This is a genomic window from Jiangella endophytica, assembly GCF_003427025.1.
GTDB lineage: Bacteria > Actinomycetota > Actinomycetes > Jiangellales > Jiangellaceae > Jiangella > Jiangella endophytica.
In genome coordinates, this window is record NZ_QVAI01000013.1 from 147,399 (window position 1) to 160,398 (window position 13,000).

The window sequence follows — 13,000 nt, forward strand, 5'->3', positions numbered from 1 at the left end:
AGGAGGGTCACGTGCCACGCTCCACCAGGCCTGTTCGCGACGTGCTGTTCGTCGACGGCGTGCGTACGCCGTTCGGCAAGGCCGGCCCCAAGGGCATGTACCACGAGACCCGCGCCGACGACCTCGTCATCAACTGCATCCGCGAGCTGCTGCGCCGCAACCCGAGCGTCCCGCCCGAGCGGATCGACGACGTCGCCATCGCCGCGACCACCCAGCTCGGCGACCAGGGGCTGACCATCGGCCGCACGGCGGCGCTGCTGGCCGGGCTGCCCAAGTCGGTGCCGGGCTACGCCATCGACCGCATGTGCGCCGGCGCCATGACGGCCGTCACCACCACGGCCGGCGGCATCGCGTTCGGCGCCTACGACGTCGTCATCGCCGGCGGCGTCGAGCACATGGGCCGCCACCCCATGGGCGAGGGCGTCGACCCCAACCCGCGCATCATCGCCGAGAAGCTGGTCGACCCGTCCGCGCTGGTCATGGGCAGCACGGCCGAGAACCTGCACGATCGCTTCCCGCAGCTGTCCAAGGAGCGGGCCGACGCGTTCGCCGCGGCCAGCCAGGCCAAGTACGCGGCGGCCCTGGCTGCCGGAAAGGTCCAGCCCGACCTCGTCCCCGTCGCCACCCGCAGCGTCGAGCAGGGCTGGGGCCTGGCCACGGCCGACGAGCCGCCGCGGCCGGGCACCTCCGTCGACGACCTCGCCGGTCTCAAGACGCCGTTTCGCCCGCACGGACGGGTCACCGCCGGCAACGCCGCGGGCCTGAACGACGGCGCCACGGCGGCGCTGCTGGTCAGCGACGACGCCGCCGCCGAGCTCGGGCTGACGGGCAAGATGCGGCTGGTCTCCTACTCCTTCGCCGGCGTCGAGCCCGAGGTCATGGGCGTCGGCCCCGTGCCGGCCACGGAGAAGGCGCTGGCCAAGGCCGGTCTCGGCATCGACGACATCGGGCTGTTCGAGATCAACGAGGCGTTCGCCGTGCAGGTGCTGGCCTTCCTCGACCACTTCGGCATCGCCGACGACGACCCTCGCGTCAACCCCTACGGCGGCGCCATCGCCGTCGGTCACCCGCTCGCCTCGTCCGGCGTCCGGCTGATGAACCAGCTGGCCAGGGAGTTCGAGGAGCACCCCGAGGTCCGCTACGGCGTCACCACCATGTGCATCGGCATCGGCATGGGCGGCACCGTCGTCTGGGAGAACCCGCACCACGCCGACTACGCCGAGGAGGCCGCGGCCTGATGACCACCGACCTCGCCACCGTCTTCCCCGACGAAGTCGTCACCACGTCGCACATGCGCGTCATCGAGCTGCCGCTGGGCGCCGGCAAGGCCGCGCTCATCACGCTCGACAACGGCCACGACCACACCAAGCCCAACACCCTCGGCCCGGCCACGCTGCTGGGCCTCGAGCGGGCCATCGACGCCGCCTACGCCGAGCCGGGCATCGTCGCCGTCGCCCTCACCGGCAAGCCGTTCATCCTGGCCGCCGGCGCCGACCTCAAGGGCATGGCGCTGGTCACCGAGCGGCCCCAGGCCCTCGCCCTCGCGCAGCTCGGGCACCGGGTGTTCGGCAAACTCGCCAACGGGCCGGTGCCCACGTTCGCGCTGATCAACGGCGTGACGCTGGGCGGCGGGCTCGAGATCGCGCTGCACTGCACCTACCGCACGGTGTCCAATGCGGCCCAGGGCATCGCGCTGCCCGAGGTGTTCCTCGGCCTCGTCCCGGGCTGGGGCGGCGCCTGGCTGCTGCCGAACCTCATCGGCGCCGACCGCGCGGTCACCGTCATCATCGAGAACGCCCTCAACCAGAACCGCATGCTGCGCGGCCCGCAGGTCGCCGAGCTGGGCATCGCCGACGCCGCGTTCGACGGCGCCGACTTCCTCGAGCGGTCGCTGCACTGGGCGGCCCAGGTGCTGCGTGGCGACGTCGAGGTGTCGCGGCCTCCGGTGGACCGCTCCGAGGCGGCGTGGGACGCCGCGGTCGCGCGTGGCCGGGCGGCCGCCGACGGCCGGCTGCACGGGGCCACGCCGGCGCCGTACCGCGCGCTGGAGCTCATCGCGGCCGCGCGCACGGTCTCGCGTGACGACGGCTTCGCGGCCGAGGACGAAGCGCTCGGCGACCTCATCATGGGCGACGACCTACGCGCTGGTGTCTATGCCTTCGACCTCACTCAGCGGCGGGCGAAGCGGCCGGCGGGCGCGCCCGACACGTCGCTGGCCCGGCCGGTCACGAAGGTCGGCATCGTCGGCGCCGGCCTCATGGCCAGCCAGCTGGCGCTGCTGTTCGTCCGCCGGCTCGAGGTGCCCGTCGTCCTCACCGACCTCGACGAGTCGCGCGTCGCCAAGGGTGTCGGCTGGGTGCACGCCGAGATCGACAAGCTGGCCGGCCGCGGGCGGCTCTCGCCCGACGCCCGGAACCGGCTGACCGCGCTGGTCACCGGTTCCACCGACACCTCGGTCTTCGCAAACGCCGACTTCGTCATCGAGGCCGTGTTCGAGGAGATGAAGGTCAAGCAGCAGGTCTTCGCCGACCTCGAGGCCGTCGTCTCCCCCGAATGCGTGCTCGCCACCAACACGTCCTCGCTGTCGGTCGCCGAGATGGCATCCGGGCTGCAGCACCCCGAGCGCGTCGTCGGGTTCCACTTCTTCAACCCGGTGGCCGTGCTGCCGCTGGTCGAGGTGGTCCGCGCCACCGCCACCGACGACGCGACGCTGGCCACGGCGTTGTCGGTCGGCAAGACGCTGAAGAAGTCGTGCGTGCTGGTCAAGGACGCCCCGGCGTTCGTCGTCAACCGCGTGCTGACCCGGTTCATCGGCGAGATCACCCGCTCCGCCGACGACGGCACTCCCCTCGACGTCGCCGACAACGCGCTCGCGCCGCTCGGCCTGCCGATGACGCCGTTCGTGCTCTTGCAGCTGGTCGGCCCCGCCGTCGCCCTCCACGTCGCCGAGACCCTGCACGACGCCTACCCCGACCGCTTCCCGGTGTCCGAGAATCTGCGCCGCCTGGTCGCGGCCGGCAAGCCGGGCATCTGGTCGTGGAACGAGCAGGGCAAGCCGTTCCTCGACGACGACACCGCGGCGCTGTTCGAGCAGGGTGCCGCCGCCCTCACCGCCGACGAGGTGCGCGAGCGGGCCCTCGCGGCGGTCGCCGAAGAGATCCGCCTCATGCTCGACGAAGGCGTGGTCGCGGAGGCGCAGGACATCGACCTCTGCATGCTCCTCGGCGCCGGCTGGCCGTTCCACCTGGGCGGCATCACCCCGTACCTCGATCGCAGCGGCGTGTCCGAACGAGCCACCGGCCGGCGCTTCCTCCCACCCGGCGTCGCCAGCGTCGTGCGTACCTGACGCGCGCTGCTCCTCCTCACCCTGACGGCGTCCGGCCCGGGTCCCTACCCGCTCCGGACGCCGTCGCCCGTTCCGTCTCCCCCACGGCCGGCACATCGATACCGCGACCGTTCCATGATCATCGACCTTCTGTGTCGTGATGGCGACGCAGAAGGTTGATGATCATGGACGTGCCTTCGTTCCGGGCGCTGGGAACCTGCGCCTCTCGACGCTCGACGTGACCGGCGCGGCGTGCGCTGAGCGAACGCGTGGGCCCGCCGCCGCGTTGAACGCGTCGTCCCATGCCCGGCGCCCGCGACCCGCGCCGCGACCCGCCGCGACCCGCGGCGCGGTCCCGGATCGGACACCGACGGCGATCACCCCCGGGGCCGCCAGCGTGATCGGCGACGGCCGACGGCCTCGCCTGTTTCGGGCGGCCGACGACCGCCACACAGGGATCGTTGCGCAGGCCTCATGACAACCGCCCGCCGCGAACGCCGGCCCCGGACGCCGAGCCCAGGACACGCCCGCGGCGCAGCCGTCGCTTCGACCGGCCGTCGCTTCGACCAACCATCCCGCCGGACCAACCGCCCCGCCGGACCAACCATCCCGCCGACCAACCGTGACCCCGACCGGCCGTCGCCCGGCGTACGACACCGTCTCGGCGGGCTTACAGGGAGGGCGACTCCAGCGGCGTGGACGGGTCGGCCGACGGCGGTGCGGAGGGGCCGGATCTCGGTGGACCGGTGTCGCCGGGATCTGGCGGTGAACCGTTCTCGGCGAGCTCGCGCGCCCGGGTGACCCGCCTCCACGCCAGGACCGCCGCGACGATGGCACCCGTCACCGGGACGGCCAGGAACAGACCGACCAGGCCGAAGGCCGCAGCCGCCGCCGTCGTGAGGATCAGGGTGACGACGGGGTGGAAATTGAGCGCCCGCGACATCAGCAGCGGCGACAGCACGTTGCCCTCGATCTGCTGCACCACGACCACGATGACCAGCGCCCACAGCGCCGTCGAGAAGCCGCCGGAGAACAGCGCGACCAGCACCGCCACCGCTCCGGCCAGCGTCGCGCCGACCAGCGGGATGTAGGCCATGATGAACGTCAGCGCACCGATCGGCACGGCCAGCGGCACGTCGAGGATCAGCAGCCCGATGCCGATCAGCACGCCGTCGACCAGACCCGTGAGGGTCGAGGCGTAGAACCAGTTGCCGGCGGTGCGCATCGACGCCCGGAAGGCGGCGTCAGCAGGATCGCGGTGAGCCGGCGCCAGCACGCCGACGAACTGCTTCCACAGCTTGTCGCCGCTGGTCAGCGCGAAGATGGCGAAGAACGTGGCGATGAGGATGACGGTGACGAAGTTGCCGACCAGTGACAACCCGCCGACCGCCGCGCTGGTGACGCCGCCGAGCACGTCGTCGAGGCGGGACTGCAGCTCGCCCAGGAGGTCCTGGACGTTCTGGGTGTCCATGCCGAACGGCCCGCCCTCGAGCCAGTTGTTGACCTCGTTGACCGAGCCGGTGATCGCGTTGACCATGCGCGGCCAGGAGTCGACCACCTCGGTGACGACGAACACCAGCAGCCCAGCGAAGAACGCCAGGAACAGCAGCACGCACATCAGCGCCGCGAACACGGCCGGCACTCGCTTGCTGCGCAGCCAGCGGGCCAGCGGCCACAACAGGGCGACCTCGGCGAAGCCCAGGACGACCGCGGTGGCGATGAACTGCACCTGCAGGACCAGCCACATCGCGGCGGCGACGGCCACTCCGATGATCAGCAGCCGCCCGGCGATGATGGATTCAGGCCGCAGCCATTCAGGGTCCGGGCGGCGCCCGGAAGAGGTGGTAGTCACCGATCACACCGTCGTCGTCCGGTCGTGCGGCGTGCTGTCGAGCGCCGCGACCAGCCCGGACACCTCACGCGCCAGATCCTGCGCCGTGAGCCCGGCGTCGGCCAGGATCTCGTCGCGCTTGGCGTGCTCGAGGAAGCGCTGGGGCAGCCCGTGATCGTGCAGCGGGACCGTGACCCCGGCGTCGCGCAGCAGCTGCGCCAGCACCGAACCGACGCCCCCGACCCGGCCGTTGTCCTCGACGGTCACGACCAGCCGGTGCTGCCGGGCGAGGTCGACGAGCGCGTCGTCGAGCGGCTTGACCCAGCGCGGGTCGACGACGGTGACGCCGACGCCCTGCGCCTCGAGCCGCTTCGCGGTGTCGACGCCGACCTTGCCCATCGCGCCGACGGCGACCAGCAGCACGTCGCGCGTCTCGCCGCGGGCGAGCACATCGACGGTGCCGATGCGTTCCAGCGCCGGGACGTCCGGCCCGACGGCACCCTTGGAGAACCGCACGACCGTGGGCGCGTCGTCGACGTCGAGGGCCTCGGTGAACTGCTCGACCAGCTGCTCGCCATCGCGCGGAGCGGCCAGCCGTAGCCCCGGCACGACCTGCAGGATCGACATGTCCCACATGCCGTTGTGCGACGGCCCGTCGTTGCCCGTGACGCCGGCGCGGTCGAGCACGAAGGTGACGCCCGCCTTGTGCAGCGCGCAGTCCATCAGCACCTGGTCGAACGCGCGGTTGAGGAACGTGGCGTAGACCGCGACGACCGGGTGCAGACCCATGGCGGCCATGCCGGCGGCAGACGTGGCGGCGTGCTGCTCGGCGATGCCGACGTCGAAGCAGCGGTCAGGGAAGGCCCGCGCGAACGGCTCGAGCCCGGTCGGGCCCAGCATCGCGGCCGTGACGGCGACGACGTCGGACCGCTTCCGGCCAGCCTTGACGAGCGCCTCGCTGAACACGTCGGTCCACTCGCGCACCGGCGTGCCGGCAGGGGCGCCGGTGGCGGGATCGAACGGTCGCGGGCTGTGCATCTGGTCGGCCTCGTCGCGGACCGCAGGGTCGTAGCCGAAGCCCTTCTGCGTGAGGCAGTGCACCAGCACCGGGCCGCGGAACCGCTTGGCCTGCGTGAGCGCCTGCTCGACCTGCGCGCGGTCGTGCCCGTCGATGGGCCCGATGTACTTGAGCCCGAGATCCTCGAACATGCCCTGCGGGGCCAGCAGGTCCTTCAGGCCCTTCTTCACCCCGTGCAGCGCGTCGTAGAGCGGCTGCCCGACCAGCGCGGTGCGGCCGAGCGTCCGCTTGACGACGTCGAGTGCCTGCTCGTAGCGCGGGTCGGTGCGCAGCCCGGTCAGGTGGCGGGCCAGCCCGCCGACCGTCGGCGAGTAGGAGCGGCCGTTGTCGTTGACGACGATGACGAGCGGGCGGCGGTCCGGACCGGTCTGCGGGCCGTCGGCGATGTTGTTCAGCGCCTCCCAGGCCATGCCGCCGGTCAGCGCGCCGTCACCGATGAAGGCGACGACGGTACGGTCGCGCTCGCCGCGGACGGCGAACGCCTTGGCCATGCCGTCGGCGTAGGACAACGCCGTCGACGCGTGCGAGTTCTCGACCCAGTCGTGCTCGCTCTCGGCCCGGCTCGGGTACCCGGACAGCCCGCCGGCCTGCTTGAGCCGGCTGAAGTCGTGCCGGCCGGTGAGCATCTTGTGCACGTAGGCCTGATGACCGGTGTCGAAGACGATGGGGTCGCGCGGGGAGTCGAACACCCGGTGCGCCGCGATGGTCAGCTCGACCACGCCGAGGTTGGGTCCGAGGTGCCCGCCGTTGGACGCGCAGGTCGCCACCAGCCGGTCGCGGATCTCCGCGGCCAGCGACTCGAGCTCGTCATCGGACAATGCCCGCAGGTCGCGAGGGTCCTTGATGCGGTCGAGAAGTCCCACGCGTGCTGCCTCCAAGTCGCGCCGGTGCTGACTGCCGAGTCTAGAGGGCGAACGGCTCTCGATCACGTTCAGGTGTCTGTGTTGAGCGCGCACCGCACGGCCTACTACCCTTCCGCTGTGTCTCACGAGGAACGGGCGTGGAGGCCGGTCGGCCGACTGGGACGCCGGTCCACCGGAGCCCTCATCGCTGGAGTCGGCAGCCTGCTGTGCGCGCTGAGTGCCTACCTGGCCTGGTACGGCGACCGCGCGCCGCACGATCTGCCCATCAGGCATCTCGCCGAGACCGGCGCCCCCGGGCTGGCGAGCGGCTACTGGACGTCGGTGGCGGCGCCGCTGGCCGTGGTCGGCGCGCTGGGTGCGCTCGGCGCGCTGTTGCGGTTCCGGTTCCTGCTCGGACTGGCCTGGATGGTCGGAGTCGCGACTCTCGCCCTCTGGGGCCTGATGCGGGCCATCGGCAACGCGACCGACAACGCGCCGTCCGGGGTCGGGGTGGGTTCGGGCGTCTGGATGTGCGCGATCGGGCTGCTGGCCATCGTGGTCGGCATCGTCGTGATGGGGCCACGCCGGGAAGAGGTCGACGCCCCGCTCTCGATGTTCGGCGACGGCGACGACGACAGCTGACGTCGACCCGCGCTGTAGGGGCGCCGCCGAGGCCGACGCGCCCGACGGTGCGAGCACGCTGCTGACGAGCCCCGGCCGCGGCGCTACCCGGCGCGCCGCGCCCCGCCCCGCGCCCTGCTGACTCGCCGTACCCGGACCCGGCGGCATGGCGTCAGGCCGCACGTCACCATGACGGACGTGGCCTGGCGTTTCGTCAGTCCGCCGTGCACGGGTTTCGGGTGCGTGGCACAGTGGAATGGCGGTCGGCGCCGCCCGGCGCGGGGCCGCGAACGAGTCGCCTGGACCCTCGACGAGGAGGCGATCCACATGACCACACGTCAGCGTGCCACCGGAGCCGTCATCGCCGTGGTGGGCGCCCTGGGCGTCACTGCCAGCGGGTATCTCGACTGGCTCGGCGGCCGCGACGCCACCGAGATACCGCTCGAACGGCTCTTCCAGACCTCCCCCGTCGGGACGCCGTCGTCGTACTGGAACTCGATGGCCCTGGCGCTCGCGGTGGTGGGCCTGCTCGGGGTGCTCGGTGCGGTGCTGCTGTCGCGGTTCGTCCTGACACTCGGGTGGCTGATCGGCGTCGCCACGCTGGCGCTCTGGATCGTCATGACCGTGAACGACGACTCTCTGTCGGTGTCGTCGGGAGACATGCAGGCCGGCGTCTGGATCTGCGGCGTCGCGCTGCTGGTCTTCCTGGCCGGGATCATCGGCATGGGCCGCGGCCAGCGCGCCCGTGAGGAGCCGACCGAGCGCGTGGACCCGGTTCCGCCGCCGCCACCCGCCTGACGTCGCCCGGGCGCGCGCGGCGCCCCGGGTGATCGGGCCGGAAGACCCCATACTGACGCGACGACGAGGCGCGTGGTCACGCCACGACGGCATCGGCGCCGGACGTCGGCAACCGCCCGGCCCGGCCGGCTCCGGGCGCGACCTGCCGACGCCTCGCGATTCGGCCTCGGTGCGGCTGAGGAGGCCGTGCCCTGCGCGGCGCAGGTGGCTGACGTCGTCGAATGTGGTTCGCATGTCGTCAAGATCAACAGATCTGGCCGGCCGGTCGCCACCACCGATGCCGGAATTGTGGACAACGCGGCACCGCCGGCCGGCCTGTGGACGACAGACCGGCCGGCGGCGCCGACTCGACGAACCGTGAGGACGAACCTCAGAGCAGGCTGCGCAGCACGAACTGCATGATGCCGCCGTGCCGGTAGTAATCCGCCTCGCCCGGCGTATCGATGCGCACCACCGCGTCGAACTCGACGTCACCAGCGCGGACGTGCACCGTCGCCGGCGTCTCGCCGTCGTTCAGCGCCGTCACACCGGTGATCTCGAACGTCTCCTCGCCGGTCAGCCCGAGCGAAGCGGCCGACGTCCCCTCCGGGAACTGCAGCGGCAGGACGCCCATGCCGATGAGGTTGGACCGGTGGATGCGCTCGTACGACTCCGCGATGACCGCCCGGACGCCCAGCAGCGCCGTCCCCTTCGCCGCCCAGTCGCGCGACGAGCCCGAGCCGTACTCCTTGCCGGCCAGGATGACCAGCGGCACCCCGGCCTCCGCGTACGCCACCGACGCGTCGTAGATGGTCGTCACGGGAGCGTCGGGCGCGGTGAAGTCCCTGGTGAAGCCGCCCTCGGTGCCCGGCGCGATCTGGTTGCGCAGCCGGATGTTGGCGAACGTCCCGCGGATCATCACCTCGTGGTTGCCGCGACGGGAGCCATAGGAGTTGAAATCACGGCGAGCGACTCCATGTGACGACAGGTACTGCCCCGCCGGCGAGTCGGCCTTGATGGCGCCCGCCGGGCTGATGTGGTCGGTCGTCACCGAGTCGCCCAGCTTGGCCAGCACCCGCGCACCCGCGATGTCACCGACCGGCGACGGCCCGACGCCCATGCCGTCGAAGTACGGAGGCTTGCGCACGTAGGTCGACGACGCGTCCCAGGCGAACGTGTTGCCCGACGGCGTCGGCAGCGACTGCCACTGCTGGTCGCCGGCGAACACGTCGGCGTAGTCGCGCGTGAACATCTCGCTGGCGATGGCCGACTCGACGACCTCCTCGATCTCGGCCGGCGACGGCCACAGGTCGCGCAGGTAGACGGGCTCGCCGTCGCTGCCGGTGCCCAGCGGCTCGGTGGTGATATCGATGTCCATGCTGCCGGCCAGCGCGTATGCGACCACGAGCGGCGGCGACGCCAGGTAGTTCATCTTGACATCGGGGTTGATGCGGCCCTCGAAGTTGCGGTTGCCCGACAGGACGGAGACGACGGCGAGGTCGTTCTCCTCGACGGCGGCCGACACCGCCTCAGGCAGCGGGCCGGAGTTGCCGATGCACGTCGTGCAGCCGTATCCGACCAGGTGGAAGCCCAGCTTCTCAAGGTACGGCGTCAGGCCGGCGCGCTCGTAGTAGTCCATGACGACCTTCGATCCCGGCGCGAGGGTCGTCTTGACCCACGGCTTGCGGTTCAGGCCGCGATCGACGGCGTTCTTGGCCAGCAGCGCCGCGCCGATCATGACCGACGGGTTCGACGTGTTCGTGCAGGACGTGATGGCCGCGATGACGACGGCGCCGTGGTCGATCTCGCACTCGGTGCCGTCGTCGAGCGTCACCTTGATCGGCGCGGACGCACGACCATCGGCGCCGACGGCGGCAGAGGCCAGCTCGCGGGCGGGCTCGTCGTCGCCGTTGGCCTCGAGCGCGATGGGGTCGCTGGCCGGGAACGACTCCTCGACGGCCTCGTCGAGCTTGGTGTGCGGGCCTTCGTCGTGCGCGACGTACTCGCGCAGCGACGTGCGGAACGCCGTCTTGCCGTCGGTCAGCGAGACGCGGTCCTGCGGGCGCTTGGGGCCGGCGATGGACGGGACGACGGTGCCGAGGTCGAGCTCGAGGTACTCGGAGAACGTCGGCTCGTGCGCGGGGTCGTGCCAGAGGCCCTGTTCCTTCGCGTAGGCCTCGACCAGCGCGACCTGCTCGTCCGTCCGGCCGGTGAGGCGCAGGTAGCGGACGGTCTCGTCGTCGATCGGGAAGACCGCGATGGTGGAGCCGTACTCGGGGCTCATGTTGCCGATGGTGGCGCGGTTGGCCAGCGGCACCTCGGCGACGCCCGGGCCGTAGAACTCGACGAACTTGCCGACGACGCCGTGCTTGCGCAGCTGCTCGGTGATGGTGAGCACGAGGTCGGTGGCGGTGGCGCCGTCGGGCAGGCTGCCGTTGAGCTTGAAGCCGACGACCCGCGGGATCAGCATGCTGACCGGCTGGCCCAGCATGGCCGCCTCGGCCTCGATGCCGCCGACGCCCCAGCCGACCACGCCCAGGCCGTTGACCATGGTGGTGTGGCTGTCGGTGCCCACACAGGTGTCGGGATAAGCGACGGTCGTCCCGCCCTGTGTCTTCGTGTAGACGGTGCGGGCGAGGTGCTCGATGTTGACCTGGTGCACGATGCCGGTGCCCGGCGGGACGACCTTGAAGTCGTCGAACGCGCCCTGGCCCCAGCGCAGGAACTGGTAGCGCTCCTTGTTGCGGCCGTACTCGAGCTCGACGTTGCGGACGAACGCGTCGGGCGCGCCGAACACGTCGGCGATGACGGAGTGGTCGATGACCAGCTCGGCCGGCGCCAGCGGGTTGATCTTCCCGGGGTCGCCGCCGAGGTCGCTCATGGCCTCGCGCATGGTGGCGAGGTCGACGACGCACGGCACACCGGTGAAGTCCTGCATGACGACGCGCGCGGGCGTGAACTGGATCTCCGTGTTCGGCTGCGCCGTGGCGTCCCAGCCGACCAGCGCGCGGACGTGGTCGGCGGTGATGTTGGCGCCGTCCTCGGTGCGCAGCAGGTTCTCCAGCAGGATCTTCAGGCTGTACGGCAGCCGGCCAACGTCACCCGCGGCGGCCAGCCGGTACACCTCGTACGAGGCATCACCGACCTGCAGGGTTCCCTTCGCGCCGAAGCTGTCCTTGCTGGTCACGTTCGATCCCCAACCTCTCGCGTCATGGTTCGCTGCGGTCATCGTCGCGCACGGCGGTGATCGCCCGCGCGCTGAGGCTCGCCTAACTGGAAGTCTCTTGACTTCAAGATATCACGCGGAAATCTTCTTCGCCCCCACTGTCACATTCGCCCTCCCCGATCGACCCATAGAAGACGTGAAGACATGGATGCTGCTGTTGACGGTCGTCGCTCTGGTCACGGCCGGGTGCGCGGGAGACGCGCGCCCGGACGCCGGCGCCGCGGCACCACCGGCGGGTGCCGTGGCGCCGGTGGTGAAGACCGGTGCGACGACGGGTTCAGGGTCACCCCCGTGGCCGCTTCCGGTCGAGGTCACGCCGGGCGCTGCGGTGCTGGTGCGGGCCGGCGGCGTCGGCGGGCTGGAGCCGTTGTCGCCGTCGCTGCGCCTGGTGACGCCGGCCGCCACGGTCACGGTGGAGGCAGCGGGCGGGAGGCAGCTCGGCGCCCGCACCGATCTCGTCGCGCGGGTGTGGCAAGTCCGGGTCACCGCTCCCCCGCCACTCGCTCCGCCGGCCGATCCGACCCGCGTCGGCGGCGGTCCGGACCGGACGCCTCGCGACGCCGCGACGACCCTCTGGCTCGACACCGGATCCGAACGGCTGCCGATCACCAGAGACGGCGTCGACGACCCGCTGGTGCTCCGCTGCGACGACCTGCCCTGTGGCGACCGTGCGCCCGAAGATCTCCTCCTGGTCTCCGCGACCGCCGACGACGCCGAGACCGCGCTCATCGCCACCGTCGACGGCGCCGATCAGCGGCTCGATCTCCGCACCGGCCAGGTGACGTCGGCGGTGTCCCGGGTGGTCTACGACCGGCCGAGCGACGTGCCGGCGTCGCTCCCGGCCTGGCCGCCGCGGACCATCGCCGTCCGCACGAAGGCCCAGCTCGAGGTCGAGTTCGGTACCGGCGCCGGCCACCTCGCCAGTGGCGGCCTCGACGTCGGCTACGGCGGCCGGGTCACCGCGGTGTTCCTCGCGCCGTTCGACCGGTTCGAGGGCTGGGCACCGCCGGGGCACGCGTGGCTGATCGTCCGGGTCGACGATCACCTTCAGGCGCTCGCCAACCCCTCTTGGCGGGCCGAGCTCGATGCCGCCGCCAGCTGGACCGTCATGCACGATGCCGGCCTCGCGATGCCCGCCTACCCGCCGACGCCGTCCGACGTTCTCGCCTTCCTCGTCCCCGACGACGTGGGCTCCGTGAGCCTCGCCTACCGCCCCACCGGCGCCGTCTCGCTCCCACCCGATGTGCGGTACGAGTTCCAGGCGCCTCAACCACTCACCGTCGAGATCCCACTGCCATGA

The 13,000-nt window shown here is 71.8% G+C and carries 8 protein-coding genes; 5 read left to right on the top strand and 3 right to left on the bottom strand.

All coding sequences use genetic code 11. The features are described from left to right. Nucleotides 1-11: 11 nt before the first annotated feature. Nucleotides 12-1,238, top strand: a complete 1,227-nt coding sequence (locus DZA62_RS24020) for a thiolase family protein (RefSeq protein WP_116951478.1) — start codon at nt 12-14, stop codon at nt 1,236-1,238. Beyond that, nucleotides 1,238-3,346, top strand: a complete 2,109-nt coding sequence (locus DZA62_RS24025) for a 3-hydroxyacyl-CoA dehydrogenase NAD-binding domain-containing protein (RefSeq protein WP_116951479.1) — start codon at nt 1,238-1,240, stop codon at nt 3,344-3,346. Before DZA62_RS24020 ends, DZA62_RS24025 begins: the two co-directional genes overlap by 1 nt. A 649-nt stretch (nt 3,347-3,995) precedes the next feature. On the opposite strand, the gene DZA62_RS24030 is transcribed toward DZA62_RS24025, so the two are convergent. Together DZA62_RS24030 and dxs are read right to left on the bottom strand one after the other, a co-directional pair. Beyond that, the gene (locus DZA62_RS24030) at nt 3,996-5,177 is read right to left on the bottom strand and encodes an AI-2E family transporter (RefSeq protein WP_157987871.1); all 1,182 of its coding nucleotides are present in this window, start codon (nt 5,175-5,177) and stop codon (nt 3,996-3,998) included. A 3-nt stretch (nt 5,178-5,180) separates the two neighbouring features. Then, complete coding sequence (dxs, locus tag DZA62_RS24035) at nt 5,181-7,097, bottom strand: 1-deoxy-D-xylulose-5-phosphate synthase (protein ID WP_116951481.1); 1,917 nt, start codon at nt 7,095-7,097, stop codon at nt 5,181-5,183. Between the two features lie 117 nt (nt 7,098-7,214). Between dxs and DZA62_RS24040 the strand changes: the two genes are divergently transcribed. Both DZA62_RS24040 and DZA62_RS24045 read left to right on the top strand, forming a co-directional pair. Further along, entirely contained in the window at nt 7,215-7,718 is a 504-nt protein-coding gene (locus tag DZA62_RS24040) for a hypothetical protein (protein ID WP_116951482.1), read from the top strand. Nucleotides 7,719-8,024: 306 nt separating this feature from the next. Then, entirely contained in the window at nt 8,025-8,495 is a 471-nt protein-coding gene (locus DZA62_RS24045) for a hypothetical protein (protein WP_116951483.1), read from the top strand. Between the two features lie 370 nt (nt 8,496-8,865). On the opposite strand, the gene DZA62_RS24050 is transcribed toward DZA62_RS24045, so the two are convergent. Next, complete coding sequence (locus tag DZA62_RS24050; protein ID WP_116951484.1) at nt 8,866-11,703, bottom strand: aconitate hydratase; 2,838 nt, start codon at nt 11,701-11,703, stop codon at nt 8,866-8,868. 145 nt (nt 11,704-11,848) lie between these two features. On the opposite strand from DZA62_RS24050, the gene DZA62_RS24055 reads away from it, so the two are divergent. After that, entirely contained in the window at nt 11,849-13,000 is a 1,152-nt protein-coding gene (locus DZA62_RS24055; RefSeq protein WP_116951485.1) for a hypothetical protein, read from the top strand.